Source organism: Cohnella endophytica (assembly GCF_003628305.1).
Taxonomy (GTDB): domain Bacteria; phylum Bacillota; class Bacilli; order Paenibacillales; family Paenibacillaceae; genus Cohnella; species Cohnella endophytica.
In genome coordinates this window covers 18481-35221 of sequence record NZ_RBZM01000015.1, presented here as the reverse complement: position 1 = coordinate 35221, position 16741 = coordinate 18481, and the positions used below count along the sequence as shown (strand labels likewise).

At 55.5% G+C, this 16741-nt stretch carries 14 protein-coding genes; all 14 read left to right on the top strand.

Features of this window, described 5'->3' with window-relative positions; translation table 11 throughout:
* Positions 1-13 precede the first annotated feature (13 nt).
* The 14 genes from D7Z26_RS25530 to ftsH all read left to right on the top strand — a co-directional run bounded on the left by D7Z26_RS25530 (position 14) and on the right by ftsH (position 16709).
* Positions 14-1342 carry an aspartate aminotransferase family protein gene (locus D7Z26_RS25530; RefSeq protein WP_120979869.1) on the top strand — a complete coding sequence of 443 codons (1329 nt, stop codon included), beginning with the start codon at positions 14-16 and terminating at the stop codon, positions 1340-1342.
* Positions 1343-1358: 16 nt separating this feature from the next.
* Positions 1359-2552 carry a glycerate kinase family protein gene (locus tag D7Z26_RS25525; RefSeq protein ID WP_325050477.1) on the top strand — a complete coding sequence of 398 codons (1194 nt, stop codon included), beginning with the start codon at positions 1359-1361 and terminating at the stop codon, positions 2550-2552.
* On the top strand, positions 2530-3432 hold the full coding sequence (locus D7Z26_RS25520; protein ID WP_120979867.1) for a fumarylacetoacetate hydrolase family protein: 903 nt from the start codon (positions 2530-2532) through the stop codon (positions 3430-3432). Before D7Z26_RS25525 ends, D7Z26_RS25520 begins: the two co-directional genes overlap by 23 nt.
* A gap of 160 nt (positions 3433-3592) precedes the next feature.
* A complete protein-coding gene (locus D7Z26_RS25515) occupies positions 3593-4672 on the top strand; it encodes a lactonase family protein (RefSeq protein ID WP_120979866.1) in 1080 nt (359 codons plus the stop codon).
* Between the two features lie 118 nt (positions 4673-4790).
* On the top strand, positions 4791-5072 hold the full coding sequence (yabP, locus tag D7Z26_RS25510) for a sporulation protein YabP (RefSeq protein ID WP_120979865.1): 282 nt from the start codon (positions 4791-4793) through the stop codon (positions 5070-5072).
* The gene (gene yabQ / locus D7Z26_RS25505; protein ID WP_120979864.1) at positions 5069-5662 is read left to right on the top strand and encodes a spore cortex biosynthesis protein YabQ; all 594 of its coding nucleotides are present in this window, start codon (positions 5069-5071) and stop codon (positions 5660-5662) included. The genes yabP and yabQ overlap by 4 nt, the downstream gene beginning before the upstream one ends.
* A 198-nt stretch (positions 5663-5860) precedes the next feature.
* Positions 5861-6169, top strand: coding sequence for an FtsB family cell division protein (locus tag D7Z26_RS25500; protein ID WP_120979863.1), 309 nt, complete (start codon positions 5861-5863; stop codon positions 6167-6169).
* Between the two features lie 126 nt (positions 6170-6295).
* Positions 6296-6745, top strand: a complete 450-nt coding sequence (locus D7Z26_RS25495; protein WP_120979862.1) for a S1 domain-containing RNA-binding protein — start codon at positions 6296-6298, stop codon at positions 6743-6745.
* A gap of 407 nt (positions 6746-7152) precedes the next feature.
* A complete protein-coding gene (spoIIE, locus tag D7Z26_RS25490) occupies positions 7153-9696 on the top strand; it encodes a stage II sporulation protein E (protein WP_120979861.1) in 2544 nt (847 codons plus the stop codon).
* A gap of 1202 nt (positions 9697-10898) precedes the next feature.
* A complete protein-coding gene (locus D7Z26_RS25485) occupies positions 10899-11657 on the top strand; it encodes a vWA domain-containing protein (RefSeq protein ID WP_120979921.1) in 759 nt (252 codons plus the stop codon).
* On the top strand, positions 11641-12573 hold the full coding sequence (locus D7Z26_RS25480) for a serine/threonine protein kinase (RefSeq protein ID WP_120979860.1): 933 nt from the start codon (positions 11641-11643) through the stop codon (positions 12571-12573). Before D7Z26_RS25485 ends, D7Z26_RS25480 begins: the two co-directional genes overlap by 17 nt.
* A gap of 31 nt (positions 12574-12604) precedes the next feature.
* A complete protein-coding gene (gene tilS, locus D7Z26_RS25475; RefSeq protein WP_158602444.1) occupies positions 12605-14023 on the top strand; it encodes a tRNA lysidine(34) synthetase TilS in 1419 nt (472 codons plus the stop codon).
* Between the two features lie 58 nt (positions 14024-14081).
* On the top strand, positions 14082-14621 hold the full coding sequence (gene hpt / locus D7Z26_RS25470; protein ID WP_120979858.1) for a hypoxanthine phosphoribosyltransferase: 540 nt from the start codon (positions 14082-14084) through the stop codon (positions 14619-14621).
* Positions 14622-14708: 87 nt separating this feature from the next.
* Positions 14709-16709, top strand: coding sequence for an ATP-dependent zinc metalloprotease FtsH (gene ftsH, locus D7Z26_RS25465; protein WP_120979857.1), 2001 nt, complete (start codon positions 14709-14711; stop codon positions 16707-16709).
* The last annotated feature ends 32 nt before the right edge of the window (positions 16710-16741 follow it).

The window sequence follows — 16741 nt, the reverse complement described above, 5'->3', positions numbered from 1 at the left end:
GGAGGATAGTCAATTGAAATCATTCGAGGTATCTGAACGTAAGCTCGCGGAGTCATCGCGCTATCTGGCCGGCGGCGTCGCAAGCTCATTGCGCGCCGCGATGAAGCCGACGCCTCTATTCGTGAGCTCGGGCGCGGGATCGCGCGTTCGCGACGTTGACGGCAACGAATATATCGATTACCTGCTCGCCTACGGACCTCTGATCCTAGGACATGCGCACCCCGTATTAACGGCCAAAGTGCACGAGGCGATGCAGCAAGGGTACACCTATGGATTGCAGCATGACGGCGAGATCCGACTCGCGCGTAGGCTGACCGAAATGTGGCCGAGCGCCGACAAGGTCGCGCTAAGCGGATCGGGCACAGAAGCGGTGATGGTGGCGCTTCGTCTCGCCAGAGCGCATACGGGCAAGACGAAAATCGTTCGCTTCCATGGACATTTCCATGGTTGGTCGGACGCGATCTTTACCTCCTTCCCGAGTCCGGATATGAAGTTGGCCGAAACCTCCGGAGAAACGGATGAAGTACGGCCGGGCACTTCGGGGCAGAGCAGATCGAGCCTGCAGGAAGTTATTTTGCTACCGTGGAATGATCCGGAGGCGCTAGAGAATGTGTTGCGCGCCAGGCATGCGGAGATTGCCGCGGTGATCACCGAGCCTGTCATGTGCAACAACGGCTGTATCGCTCCCAAACCCGGTTACTTCGAACGGATGCGCGAGCTGACCGCGGAATTAGGTATCGTGCTTATTTTTGACGAAGTCATTACCGGATTCCGCTTTGGGCCTGGGGGCGCGCAAGAGCGGCTGGGTATCGTGCCGGATTTGACCACAATGGGCAAAGCGATGGCGGGCGGTATCGCGTTAAGCGCGGTCGTGGGGAAGCTGGAGATCATGAATCTCATCGACCGAGGGACGGTCAACCATCTGGGAACGCTCAACGGCAACTGCATCGCGACTGCCGCGGCGCTGGCTACGATCGAGGAATTGACGCTCGATGACGGGGCCGCATTCCGCGAGATGGAGCAAAATGCGATCCGGTTGGCGGATGGTTTGCGGATATTATTGCGCAAACATGGCCTTCGCGGCGTTGTGAACCGGACTGGTCCCGTCTTTCATCTTATGTTCATCGAACGCGACGAAGTCACGACTTTCGAAGAGTTCGCGGAGCGCGATGCAGGGATGTATGCCAAGTTTGCGGAACTGATGTTGAACGAAGGCGTCCTCGTTCGTCCAAGCGGCTTGTGGTACTTATCCAGCGTTCATACGGAGGAAGACGTGACGCTTACCTTGGCATCGGCGGATCGGGCGTTGTCCGTGCTTACAGCGATTAACCGAAAGGATTGAAGCGAACTTGAAAATCGTGATCGCAACGGATTCGTTTAAGGGAAGCCTTACTTCCCGCGGCGCGGGAGAAGCGATTGCCCGAGGCATAACCGGTGTGCATCCGGATTGGGAAGTCAAGGTCGTTCCGATGGCGGACGGAGGAGAGGGTACGCTCTCCTGTCTCGTCGAAGGAACCGGGGGGCGTTATGTTGCCGCAACCGTCGAAGACGCCATCGGTAGACCCTTGGAAACCTCATTCGGCATACTGGGCAATGGTTCGGTATGCGTCGCGGAACTGGCATCCGCTTGCGGTCTGCCCCGGCTTTCGTCCGACGAACGGAATCCTCTGGCCGCCTCCACCTACGGATTCGGTCAATTGATTCGCGCCGGACTTGATGCAGGCTTCCGCAAGTTCGTGTTGGGCTTGGGCGGCAGCGCGACCAACGACGGAGGTATAGGCATGCTGCAGGCGCTGGGATTCGGCATTCTGGACGAAACCGGTAACCAGGTCGAACGCGGCGGCGGCGCATTAATTCGGATTCAGCGACTCATTTTGAATTCGGCAGACCCTCGAATCCGCGAGTGTGAATGGATCGTTGCCTGCGACGTCGACAATCCGCTGAACGGGCTGAACGGAGCTACGACCGTATTTGGTCCTCAGAAGGGCGCAACGCCGGCAATGGTCCATGAGCTAGAAAAGGGCATGTCGCATTGGGCCGACGTGATGGCGGAAGCGACGGGCCTCCGCATGCATGATGAGCCGGGCGCCGGGGCTGCGGGAGGAGTTGCCGCAGCGTTGCTTGCGTTGTTAGGGGCGAAGCTGAAGTCCGGTATCGGGATCTGCATCGAGAAGAGCGGGTTGGAACACGAGCTTGCGGATGCCGATCTGATTATCACGGGCGAAGGGCGGATCGACGCGCAGACTCTTCGGGGAAAGACGCCTTACGGAGTCTTGCAAGCCGCGGCACGATTTGAAGTGCCTGCAATTCTAATCGGCGGATCGGTAGACTTGCTGGAGACCCTGGAACTAATGAATGGAAGCCGTATAATTGCCCTTGCAAGTTTGCTTGAATTAGGGGTTACCGTCGACGAGGCCATTCTGCGTGCTGCCGAATTGCTCGAGCGGCGGATCGATCGCCTGTTTCGGGAGGAACTTCGGCTCGACAGGCATGCGAGCTTAAAAGAGATTACGAGGGGGACAACGCAAAATGAAGCTGTTGAGCATGGCTAAGCAAAAACGGTGGTCGCTCGGGATCGCCTCGGATAAAGGCGTGCTGGACGTTGAAGCTGCGGCAGGCGTGCTCTGTCCCGATACGTATGTTCCGTTGAGCACGATGGAAACCGTTCGCGGAGGGGCGGAAGCGCTCGGCCGATTGGAGCGGCTGCTCCTGCTCGCGTTGGAATCGAAGGATGACAGGATATGGCTGAAAGAGGAGGACGTCGAATGGGGAACTTGCGTTACGGAGCCGAACAAAATCATCTGTATCGGCCTTAACTATCGCAAACACGCGGAGGAAACCAATTCTCCGATTCCCCCCTTTCCGATTTTGTTCAACAAGTTCAACAATGCCATAACGTCACACGACAGCGAAGTCGCCATTCCGATGACTACGGCCAAGCTCGATTACGAAGCCGAACTTGCTGTCGTGATCGGCAAGAGGGCGAAATATGTGCCCGTAGATCGGGCGCTCGAGTTTGTGTTCGGCTACTGCGCGGCAAACGATCTGTCCGCGAGGGATTTGCAAATGCGCACCTCTCAGTGGCTGGCAGGCAAATCCGGGGACAGGTTTCTGCCGATCGGCCCCTATTTGGTGACCGCCGACGAGGTGGGTGATCCCCAAGCGTTGAACATTCGTTCCTATGTTAACGGAGAAGAACGCCAGAATTCCAACACTGGAGATATGATTTTCGGAGTGGCCGAGCTGATCAGCGACATTTCTTCGATATTCACGCTTGAACCCGGCGACATTATTCTGACCGGTACTCCGGAAGGCGTCGTGATGGGTTATCCGCCGGAAAAACAAATCTACCTGCAGCCCGGTGACCTCGTTACGGTGACGATCGATAAGCTGGGCAGTCTCAGAAATCGAATGGTAGCGGAACGACCATAGAGAATATTCGCGCGGAACAGAAGATGGACACGCAGTAATATCTGCGTCTATGAGCACATCGCCACCCCTGCACGAAATCCCTAATTGTTGTATCATAAATTAAGAGTTCCCCGAGGAGACTCGGGGGCTTTTATTTTACATATTAAGGAGCGATATCGTTATGACCAAAGCTCATGAAATATGGGTCGGCGCTTATGCCGCCAAGAACGAAATCGGAATAACGAGAATGGAGCTTCTGCCCGAGACCGGCGAGCTCTTCAAAACCGCCGAATACGGCAATATCGAGAATGCATCGTTCCTTCGAATGAACAAGGAAGGAACTCGACTGTACGCGGTAAGCGAGACGGATAAATACGTGGACGTCGATGGCGACGAGGCAGAGGGCGGACAGCTCGCTTCGTTCCCGGTAGATCCCGACACCCGCAAGCTTGGACCCGGGACTTACGCGCCGACGCATGGCATCCATCCTTGCCATCTCAGCCTGACTCCGACGGAGGATTGGGTCGCGGTAACCAATTACGGCGGTGCTTCGGTAACGATGTACCCCGTGAATCCGGACACGAAGCCGGGGCCTCCGATGATCCGGTTCCGTCACACGGGGACGGGTCCGAACGCGGACCGCCAGGAAGCGCCGCATCCGCATTCCGCATTTTTCAGCGGGGACGGACGATTATTGTACGTGTGCGATCTGGGCATGGACAAAGTGTTGACGTACGAGCGCGGCCCGGAAGCGCACGAATGGTCCGCTTACGATGCGGTGTCCCTGGAACCCGGAGCGGGTCCTCGCCATCTTGCGTTTCGCCCGGAATCGAATGACGCCTACGTCTTGAATGAGTTAGACAGTACGGTTACGCATTTCAAAGTAGACGAAGAAGGCAAGCTGAACCGCCGGGCTTCGCTCACGACGCTGCCAGCCAGCTTCAAGGGAGAAAGCACCTGCGCGGAAATTTTGGTCTCTCCGGACGGACGGTTCGCGTACGCGTCGAATCGCGGACACGATAGCATCGCCGTATTCCGCATCGACGAAACGACGGGCGAGCTCCAAGCCTCGGGCCACGTCTCCACTCGCGGCAAGACGCCACGCAACTTCGCGCTCACGCCGGACGGACAATGGCTGTTAGCGGCTAACCAGCAATCGGATTCCGTCGTGCTGTTCCGAATCGAACCGCACACCGGTCTGCCGATCTATGCCGGGGTGGAGTTGCCCGTTTCCAAGCCGGTCTGCGTGCTTATCCGATAACCTGCGTCTTAAGTCGCTCGTTGCTCCCGTTTTCTTTTCCGCTCTCGGCGGTTCGCCCGACGTTCTAATTCGCCTCCTTCGCCCATAGGCTAGTCTTAAAGGCAAGGAGGGACGTGCCATGGAACACGCGAAAGGTGCCAAGCATCATGAGCTCCGCATGCTGAACCGGAAATCTCTCGATATTACCGGCGTGAGCAATGTGGAGAGCTTCGATAACGAAGAGTTTCTGCTCGAGACCGAGTGCGGTTTTCTTACCGTGCGGGGGCAGAACCTGCACATGAAAAATTTAAGCCTCGACCAAGGGCTCGTGTCGATCGAGGGGACGATTCACTCCCTCGTCTATCTGGACGGCAACACGGCGAATAAGTCGAAGGGCTTGTTCGGGAAGTTATTCAAGTGAGCGCGGCGGCACAAGGGATGACCATCGCCTCCATGATGCTGTGCGGTCTGGCCATGGGAATGGCATTCGACGTCTACCGTGTCGCCTCGCACCGTTATCACGTTGCCCGTTGGCTTCTGCCCGCGCTGGATGTGGCTTATTGGGCGGCGGCGACGCTCGCCGTGTTCGGCATACTGCTCGCCAAGAACGAAGGCGAAGTGCGGATGTACGTGTTCCTGGGGCTGGGTATCGGAGTGACCGGATACTTCGGGTTATTCAGCCAATGGGTGATCAAGCTGACGGGAAAGTTGATCGATACGGTAAACTCGCTGATTCATTTCCTGTGGAAGCTGTTTAATACGTTGATATGGACTCCTTTCTTGTGGATTGTCCGATTGTTGGCCAAGCTGTTGGATATCCTGTTCGTCATCACCGCGGCTCTTCTGCTCTGGGTAGGCAAGCTGGTCTTCAAACCGTTCGCCGCCTTGACGAATTGGCTCTGGCCGAAGACGCTTCCGATCAGGCGCAAGTTCGATCCGATGGTTCAGGCTTACGGACGAATACGGAATCGCTTGAAGGAAATCAGGGACTTACTGAGAAAAAAGCCTTAGTTTTAAACGCTTAAAGTAGCTAGTTCGACAACATTTTATCCGCAATTGCTCCCGAAGAAGGATATTTCCCAATGTCCAGATTATGCTATAATAGTCGCGTTACTCCATTGCGACTGTTCCCGTTCGCATAAGGGAATTAGGACAGTTGTCAGTACATTCGTTCGGAAAACGTTCCAGCTTGGGAAAGGAGGCGTCGGATTGTCCTCTAGCACGATGACCGCGACACCCGTGATGACGGGCGCGCGCAGAAGATTGAAATTATTTCTATTCGTGATCGTTCTATTCATGAGTTGGGCGTTATACGTGTTGATCGTTCAACACGGACAGCTTAACGATCGTTCGGGTCAATTGCATGAAGTCAATCAGAAGCTTACTGACGCCCAAGCGAAGAATGAAGCTCTGAAGCAGCAGGTCGCTCGCTTGAACGATGACGAGTATCTCGGACAGATTGCTCGCAAGGAACATGGCCTCGGACTTCCGGGCGAGTTCCAGATCGAGAAAGAATAAGCCTGTACATATGCTTCGATGTAGTCTAACGTCTGTTGACCTTGTTTTGAATTGTCGGTTATAATTGGCATAGCCGGACTTATGCAGTCTGGGCACATTTAGGTTCAGGGAGGAACATCGGTTTTTATGGCCATCGAAGTGGGAACCAAATTGGAGGGCAAGGTTACCGGCATCACGCATTTCGGAGCATTCGTTGATCTGACGGGCGGCGTTACGGGACTCGTTCATATTTCCGAGATTGCGGACAGCTATGTTAAGGACGTTCACGAGCACTTGAAGATTAATGACATGGTTACGGTTAAGGTCATTAACGTGGACAAGGACGGGAAGATCGGTCTGTCCATTCGTCAAGCCGTGGATAAACCGCCGGAACAGCAGCAACAACAGCAATACCAACCGCAACAACGTGGACCACGCGATCGCGGTGGTCGTCCCTCCAAACCGGGTGGTTTCGGAAGATCCCCCTCTTTTGATGACAAATTGTCTCGCTTCCTGAAGGACAGCGAAGAGCGCATTTCTAATCTTAAGAAAAGTACCGAATCCAAACGAGGCGGACGTGGCGGACGTCGTTCGTAAGATATAAGAGCAAGTATCGTATTCAGAGCCAGACCCTTAGGGTCTGGCTTTGTTGTTATCCAGGGCAGTCTTGTCTGAGAAAATTTTAACTCCCCGCACTCATTCGCGACGATCCGGCATTGCCGCGCGGTTGGCGTCTGCGTGGAGGCCGCAAGGTGCGCCATCCTCCGTCGGATGAGCGCGTTTTTTTGTTGTCGTAATAGGCGGGAATGCCGGGATAAGCGTAACGGGAACCAAGTGAAGTCCATGCGTGCCGCGGGTTGCGCGTATTCGCGCGGCGCTTCGCCAACTCCCGCCCGAACCTGTCGGAAAAAACTTTTTACCCGCCAACCGTTTCTGACAAACTTCATAAAATGCCCACCCTATAATTAAGAACACAATTCAATCTGGTAAATGGGGTGTGCACCATGGACAAGCCGTCCGTAATTCCTTTCGTGCCGCGCACGGGAACCGGACCCTCCCTTGCTCCCGAAACGGGACGCAAGAGTTGGTTTCAGAAGTCGAATCAATCTACGCGCAAGCAAACAAGCTCTCATCCGCCATCGTTCCTGTCGGGATTAAAAGGAGCGCTGCAGACGCGGCAATGGCTGTTCATCGTCATCGTTGTCGGTTTCTTGCTGGGAAGGGCCGCTATGCTGGAGGGAATCGCTCCGTTCGCCGCCGCTTTCTTCGGAGTCGTGCTGTACTTGCGCAAGGATCTTGCGTTCTGGGCCATGGTATCGTTGGTCGCGGGAAGCTTCTGGGCGCTTGATCCCGCCCCTGCGGTTATTTGCGCGGAGATCGGAGTGATCTATTTGCTCCATCGGGGGCTTTCGATGTATGAGAGGGCGGATTTGTCCCATGCGCCTGTCGTCGTGTTCGCGTCGGTGCTGCTTGTTCGAATGTTCGTCACGCTATTGGCCGACAAGACCGATTGGCTGCCTTATGTACTCACGTTGGTAGAAGCGGGCTTAGCTTTCGTGTTGACGTTATTGCTCGTACATGCGCTTCCCGTTCTAACCCGGGCGAAGAGGGCCGCGGATCTGCGGCACGAGGAATGGGTGGGTCTGGCGATCCTGCTCGCGTGCTTGCTAACCGGTATGACGGGGTGGACGATCTATGGCATCGCGGTGGCGGGCGTATTGTCTCGATATTTCGTCGTTCTGACGGCTTACGTCGGCGGGCCGGCGCTAGGCACTTCCGCCGGCGTCGTGGCGGGAATGATTCTAAGCTTGTCCAACCATGGCACGCCTTCGGATATCGGCTTGCTTGCTTTCGGAGGCTTGATGGCCGGACTTGTGCGGGAAGGCGGTAAGGCCGCATCCGCGTTCGGTTTGCTGCTGGGAACCTCGGTGCTCGTTCTCTATCAGGAGAATGCCGCGGCGACGATGGTGTCTACGTGGGCGTCAGTCGCGGCTTGCGTATTGTTATTGGCGACTCCGCGTTTCGCGGCGGAGGTGCTGGCGAGATTCGTGCCCGGTACTACAACTTATGCTCAGAACCAGAACGATTATGCCCAGAAAGTTCGGGATTTGACGGCGGAAAGGGTAGAGAAGTTCTCGGAGGTGTTCCGGCAACTGTCGAGGAGCTTCCGCCAGATGACCCAAGCGGGGGAAACGGCGAGACAGAGCCGAGACTTCGATCATTTCGTGAACGAGGTTCATGAGCGGGCATGCTCGGGCTGTCACCGCCGGGGATTGTGTTGGGATGGACATTTTATCCAGACCTACAAGCTCATGACGGACATGATGACGGCGGTGGAGGAGAATCCGGATATGATGCCCGCGCAAATTCCGAAGTCTTGGGAGCGGGTATGCACGAAGACGCCGCTCGTGCTCGATGTGCTCAAGCGCCAATACGGCGTGTACCGGAACGACCTGCATTGGCGGCAGCAGCTCCAAGATAGCCGTTTCCTCGTAGCCGATCAACTAACGGGAGTATCGCAGGTCATGGACGATCTGGTGAAAGAAATTCGTCGCGAGGCCAAACAGATGGACGCCCAAGAGAGGCAAATCCGAGACGCGCTCGACCATCTGGGGCTAGCGATTCAAAATATAGATATCATTAGTTTGGAGGAGGGACATATCGACATTGAGATGGTACACGCGTTCCACAGCGGGTACGACGAATGCCGCAAGATGATCGCGCCGATCCTGACGGAAATACTCGGGGAGACGGTAACGGTCCGCGTAGAACGAAGCGGAGAGCCTGCCGCTCACCTGAGCACGGTAACGTTCGGATCGGCGAAAATCTACGAGGTGGAAACGGGGGTAGCGGGCGCCGCGAAGGACGGCGACCTATTGTCGGGAGACAGCTTCAGCATGGTGGAGTTAGGCAACGGGAAGTTCGCGGTGGCGTTAAGCGATGGGATGGGCAACGGGGTGAGGGCGCGAATGGAGAGCAGCGCCGCGTTATCGATGCTGGAACAGCTGCTGCAGTCGGGCATCGACGAGCGGCTGGCGGTTAAGTCGGTGAATTCGATCCTCCTGCTGCGCTCTCCGGACGAAATGTTTGCGACGGTCGATCTGGCATTGATCGACCTTTACACGGCCCATGCTACGATGCTTAAGATCGGATCGACGCCGAGCTTCATTAAGCGAGGGAGGGATATTATTCCGATTGCGGCCAACAACTTGCCTATCGGTATTTTGCAGGATATCGAGATCGACTTGCTGCGGGTGCAACTGCAGCCTGGAGATACGCTCATCATGATGACGGACGGCATTCTCGATTCTCCGGGTCATGCGATCAATAAGGAAATTTGGATGAAAAGGGTTCTCCAGGAGCTCGAGGAAGATGACCCTCAGGAAATCGCCGAAGCGCTTCTAGATACGGCGTTACGCCAATATCCAGGCGGGATCAAGGACGACATGACCGTCATCGTCACCCGGTTGACGCGCCACCAGCCGGAATGGGCAGCCTTCCGTTGGCCGGGTCTGACACGGTTAGAGCGTCCAAGGACGGTGAGTTGAGTGCGGAGGCTTTATGTGCCGAGCGTGAGAACCTGAAAGGTGGGGCTCCTATGGACGACGGATGAGAGTTGGCGGATGTTGGCTGGGTTGTGTTGAGGCGAACAAGCATTTGGCTGGGAACATAGTCTAGGGGAGAGGTGACAAGTCAGCAGGAAGTAGAGCGTAGGAATCATAAACCCTATGAAGGGCTGAAGGAGGCTAGGCGGAACGATCGCAATAGTTAATTGATACTTAAAGTAGGTGACTCTATAGATGGCCATACCATAAGCGAGCCTCCCGGCGAAGGGGGGCTCGCTTTAACTTGTTTGGGGAGTGTCGCTGGATTCTTCGGAGTAAGGTTCTGCCAGACCGCTAATTGTCACGCGGTTGCTCGATTCGTCGAAGTAAGGTTCTGCCAGACCGCTAATTGTCACGCGGTTGCTTGATTCGTCGAAGTAAGGTTCTGCCAGACCACAAATTGACTCGCGGTTGTTCGATTCGTCGAATTAAGGTCCTGCCAGACCCCTAATTGTCACGCGGTTGCTCGATTCGTCGAAGTAAGGTTCTGCCAGACCGCTAATTGTCTCGCGGTTGCTTGATTCGTCGAAGTAAGGTTCTGCCAGACCCCTAATCGTCTCGCGGTTGCTCCATTCGTCGAAGTAAGGTTCTGCCGGACCACTAACAGTCTCGTTGTCGCTTGATTCAGCGAAATAAGGTTCTGCCAGACCACTAACTGATTCGAATGTGGGAGATAGCGGAACCACCTTCCGCTATCAGTAGCAACAGAGGCCATTAAGGAGAAATAGCGGAAGGAGAATCCGTTAATGTGTCTTCGGGGGCCAGAACATGAGGAATAGCGGAACCACCTTCCGCTATCAGTAGCAACAGAGGCCATTAAGGAGAAATAGCGGAAGGAGAATCCGTTAATGTGCCTTCGAGGGCCAGAACATGAGGAATAGCGGAACCACCTTCCGCTATCAGTAGCAACAGAGGCCATTAAGGAGAAATAGCGGAAGGAGAATCCGTTAATGTGTCTTCGGGGGCCAGAACATGGGAGATAGCGGAACCACCTTCCGCTATCAGTAGCAACAAAGGCCATTCGGTGGAAATGCCGGAAGGAGTTCAACCCCGCCTCAGTTTATCCCAACGCCTAATCGAGGTTAAATCTCCCATTCCTTGGCGAAACTCTTAATAGATGCTAGAACCTAAGGAGTGTGGGAATGATGAAGCAGATTTTGCTTATTACGGACGGCGGATCGAACGTAGGTGACAGTCCGGTAATCGCGGCGGCGCAGGCTTATGCCGAGGGGATCACGGTGAACGTGGCAGGGGTAATCGACGAAGGCACGATCGGCGAGTACGGGGCGGCGGAGATTGCCGAGATTGCCCGCGCGGGCGGCGGGATTAGCCGCATCGTGACGAGCCGTCAGCTGTCACGGACGGTACAGATGATGACGAGGCAGACGGTCGCGGGAACGATTCGCAACGCGGTTAATCAGGAGCTGCGCGAACTGTTCGGCGTGAACGACGTTGGCGCGCTGCCTCCGCCGAAGCGGGCGGAAATCGTAAAGGTTATGGAAGAGATGGAGGAGACGATGTCGCTGTCCGTCGCGCTCCTGATCGATGCGAGCGCAAGCATGAAGCCCAAGCTTCTAGCCGTGGAAGAAGCGGTCAGGGATCTCACCCTGAGCATCCAAGCCCGAACGGGAAGGAGCCAGGTGTCCGTGTTCCATTTTCCGGGGGATACGCAACACGATTATTGCGTCAAGGACGCGGGCTGGACATCCGACGCTTCCAAGATCGGCTCGTTGTTCGGCCGCATCCGTATGAAGGGGACGACGCCTACGGGGCCGGCTCTGTTGCAGGTCGTTGATTTTATCCGCGCGACTTGTGGTAAAATAAGCAAAACAGAGCTAACGGAGACGCCGATCCAAGGGACGAGGGGCGAATCGAACGGGGTGCGCAGTGACTACGTCGTCTAATGAACAGCGACCTCTTCCGAAAGGCACGGAGATCAGAGGCAGATGGAACGGCAAGCAATACCGCTTGGAGAGACTGCTAGGGCTCGGCTCGAATGGGCATGTGTATCTGGCTTCTTCGGGAATCGGCTATCGATCGGCTTGCGCGGTGAAGCTCGGGTTCGAGACGTCCGAGCTCCAAGGAGAAGCGAATATCCTAGCCTCCTTGGATAGTTCGGAGAAAGGGCGGGTTCCTTTTCTGTTAGACGTCGACGATGCGGTTATCGATGGGAAAAACATTCCCTATTACGTCATGCGGTATATACCGGGCAGTCCGATTCAGGCGTATTTGCGACAGCATGGACCGCAATGGCTCGGAGTCGTCGGATTCCGGCTGTTGGAGAGACTTGCGCAATTGCACGAAGCCGGCTGGGCATTCGGGGATATTAAGAGCGATAACGTACTTGTAGGCGAGTACGGACGCGTCGAATTGGTCGATTACGGCGGCGCTTCGGCCATCGGCCGCAGCGTTCGTCAATTTACCGAAATCTATGACCGTGGCTATTGGTTCGCGGGAAGCCGGATCGCCGATCCGGCTTACGATCATTTCTCGGTGGCCATGTTATGGTTGCACGCGCTGGAAGGCAAACGTCTCGTTCAATTGACCCGGACGCTGCTTCCGCAGAACCGCCATCCTCGAGAGTTAATGAAGCTCGTACGGAGCAATGCGCGACTCGCTCCGCTCGAGAGCTGGATGGAGAAAGCGTTAAACGGAAAATTCGAGAATACGAAGGAAGCCTCCGAAGAATGGAGAAGCGTATTCCGCTCCTCGCAGCGCCTTAAGGCGCCGGAAGATAGGGTGCCGCGCTGGATGGCCGGTTTGCTCGGGGGCGCAATCTTGCTCAGCGTTTCGGCGACGGCGGTTTGGTTGCTTCAATAAAGAGTCAATAAGCGTTAAAGGAGAAATGACGGTGCAGCCCCAGGAAGAATGGAAGCTTCGGATCATGGAGCAGGCTCGTACGGACGGCTGGTGGCGCGAAGGCAGCGCGGTCGTCGCGGCGGTATCCGGAGGACCGGACTCGATGGCGCTTCTTCATCTGCTCCGAGCGATGGCGGAGGAAACGCCGTTCCGCATCGTCGTTGCCCACGCGAATCATCAGTTTCGTGGAGCCGAATCCGATGCGGAAGCGGAACTGGTGGCCGGCGCGGCGCGCGATTGGGGACTGGCCTTCGAGTCGACGGAGCTCGGCATGCCGGCGTACATAGCGGAAACGGGAATGAACCCCCAGAGCGCATCAAGAGAGAAACGGTATATTTTCCTAAAAAACATCGCCCTTAAGCATGGCTGCTCCTATCTGATTACGGGCCATCACGCGGACGATCAGGCGGAAACCGTGCTCATGAGAATTATCCGCGGAACCGGTATCGGAGGCCTTGCGGGTATCCCCTCCCATCGTAAAGAAGACGAATTGGAACTGATTCGCCCTTTGCTGCGTATAACCAAATGTGAGCTTCTCGAGTATTGTAAGCGAAACGGGGTGCCCTACGCGGTCGACAGCAGCAATGCCGATAGGCATTACTTCCGCAACGCCGTCCGGATGGACCTCATGCCGATGCTGGAACAGCATAATCCGCGGCTGAAGACCTCCTTAATCCGGCTGGCCGATATGGCGGCGGCAGAAGACGACTATATGGAAACCGAGACCTTGCAGGCGTTCCAAACGGGGGTTACTCCTTCGGGAGAGGGCTTCCGGCTAGAGCGACGTTGGTTCCGCGGCCTTCACGTCGCTTTACAACGCAGATTGATTAAATTAATATTAAACTGTTCTTCAAACCCGCGCCAAATGCTGGATTTCCCCCAAGTCGAGGAAATTCTGACGGCAATCGCGCAGGAACGTCCGACGGTCGTCCAATTGGATATCGGAGACGGCTGGGTGTTTCGCAGGGAATATGAAGAGGGTTATATCGGTCCGGCCATTCCGGAATCGATACATTTTGCGTATGACGTAACCGAGAGCTTGTACGAGGTTACGATTAAAGAAACCGGGGACCGGGTAAGGTTAGAGCGACTGGACGGAGCCGTATCCAGTGCGAAGGCAGACCGGCAAGAAGCTTGCTTTGATTTCGGGCAATTAAAGTTTCCCCTTCGGATTCGCAGTCGCCTGCCCGGCGATCTCATGCAACCGTACGGACTAAACGGCACCAAAAAAGTGCAAGATATGTTCGTCGATGCGAAAGTGCCGCGTTCTTTACGGGATAAACTGCCGCTGCTGGCGGATCGCGATGGACGCGTGCTATGGATACCGGGAATGCGGCGATCGAGCCATGCGCTAGTCACCGATCGCACGATAACGACGTTGCGGATAACGCTCGACGCGACGGAAAACTAGGGCATGATCGGACGAAAGCCATCATACCGTGTAATAATCTCACTGGGAGGTACCTTCTTTGCAAAACGACATTCAAGAAGTTCTATACTCGCAAGAAGTAATACAGCAGAAGGTACAGGAGTTGGGAGCAGCGGTCAGCCGCGATTACGAGGGGCGCAACCCGCTCGTCATTTGCGTACTGAAGGGCGCTTTTATTTTTATGGCGGACTTGTCCAAGAACATTACGATTCCGATCGAGCTTGATTTCATGGCGGTATCCAGCTATGGCAACTCGACGAGATCGTCGGGGGAAGTCAAAATTATTAAGGATTTGGATGCTTCCGTCGAGGGGCGCGACGTCATTATCGTAGAAGACATTATCGACAGCGGCTTGACCCTAAGCTACTTAATCGACGTACTGGAACGCCGCAACGCGCTTTCCGTTAACGTGGTGGCGCTGTTCGATAAGCCGGGCCGCCGGACGGTAGATCTGAACGCGGATTATACCGGCTTCACGATTCCGGATGCGTTCGTCGTCGGCTACGGGCTCGATTACGCGGAGAAATACCGCAACCTGCCTTACGTCGGTGTACTTAAGCCGGAAGTTTATTCGAGCTAAACCCCGTCACATCGCGGGGGCGTAATGATTGTGATGCCAAGACAGGCTATGGTAAAATGATGTAAGCGTGTCGAGAGGAGGTCGGGGATGAATCGGTTCATCCGGAATACAGGGTTTTACTTACTTATCTTTTTGGTGACAGTCGGGATCGTTCAGTTTTTCATCGGAAAGAACGATACGACGGAGGAATTAAACTACAACCAAATCATACAGGTGGTCGAGGCTGGTAATGCCACCGAGCTGACGATGCAAGCTCAGAGCGGTACGTATCTCATTACGGGTAAGTACAAGCAAATGCCAGCGGGAGCGAAGAGCCAGCAATTCACCGGTCGCCTTCCTCTGACTGAGCTCGCGGCGCAGAAGTTGCACGATACCGCCCGCGAGAAAAACATTGCTATCGAAGACAAAAAAATGCCGGGACAAAGCTTCTGGCTGACATTCTTGACCTCCATTATTCCTTTCATTATTATGTTCGTTCTGTTCTTCTTCCTGATTAATCAGGCGCAGGGCGGCGGCGGCAAAGTGATGAACTTCGGCAAAAGCCGTGCCCGTCTCTATAATGAAGAGAAAAAGCGGGTCACGTTCGAAGACGTGGCCGGCGCGGACGAAGAGAAGCAGGAATTGGTCGAAGTCGTCGAATTCTTGAAAGATCCGCGCAAGTTCGCTGCGGTCGGCGCGCGTATTCCGAAGGGCGTTCTTCTTGTAGGTCCTCCGGGTACCGGTAAAACGTTGCTGGCTCGCGCCGTAGCAGGCGAAGCGGGCGTTCCGTTCTTCACGATCTCCGGTTCGGATTTCGTCGAGATGTTCGTCGGGGTCGGAGCTTCCCGCGTACGCGATCTATTCGAGAACGCGAAGAAGAATTCTCCTTGTATTATCTTTATCGATGAGATCGACGCGGTCGGTCGTCAACGGGGCGCAGGCCTCGGAGGCGGACATGACGAGCGCGAACAGACGCTTAACCAATTGCTCGTCGAGATGGACGGCTTCGGCGCGAACGAAGGCATCATTATCGTAGCCGCAACGAACCGTCCTGACATTCTTGATCCGGCGTTACTGCGTCCGGGCCGCTTCGACCGTCAGATTACGGTCGACCGTCCAGACGTGAAAGGCCGCGAAGCGGTGCTTAAGGTTCATGCCCGCAACAAGCCGCTTAACAAAGACGTGCGTCTTGGCACGATCGCTAAGCGGACGACCGGTTTCACCGGCGCGGATCTGGAGAACTTGCTTAACGAAGCGGCATTGCTTGCCGCTCGTCGTAATAAGAAGGATATCGCGATGCAGGAAGTCGACGAAGCGATCGACCGCGTTATCGTCGGTACCGAGAAGAAGAGCCGCGTCATCAGCGACCGCGAGAAGCGGATCGTCGCTTATCACGAAGCGGGCCATACGATCGCCGGATTTTTCCTCGAGCATGCCGACACGGTTCACAAGGTTACGATCATTCCGCGTGGACGCGCGGGCGGATACGTTATCATGTTGCCGAAGGAAGACCGGATGCTCGTGACGAAACAAGAGCTCCTCGACAAAGTGACCGGCTTGCTCGCAGGCCGCGCGGCGGAGGAAATCTTCATCGGCGAGATCGGTACGGGCGCTTATAGCGACTTTAAGTCGGCGACAAGCATCGTACGCGCCATGATCATGGAATACGGGATGAGCGAGAAGCTCGGAACGATGCAATTCGGCAGCTCGCAAGGCCAAGTGTTCTTGGGTCGCGATATCGGGCATGAGCAGAACTATTCCGACGCTATCGCTTACGAGATCGACCAAGAGATGCAAAGCATTACGCGCGATTGCTACGACCGCGCCAAGAAGCTGTTGACCGAGAAGAGCGAAGAAATGCATCTGATCGCCAAGACGCTTCTGGACGTGGAGACGCTGGACCTCGATCAGATCAAATCCTTGATCGAGAAAGGCATGATCGTCGACGCGGACGGAGAAGATTCCGGAAGCGGCGAAGAGCCGAAGACGGAATTGATCGTGGATACCGTGGGCGATGTCAAAGTGCGGATTCAAACCCGCGAAGACGAACCCTTAACGACGATGCCGGATTTACGCAAGGATGACGGCACGGAAGAAGAACCGAAATAAGCTTAATCTCTCCTACGACGGGGTGTCCGCGC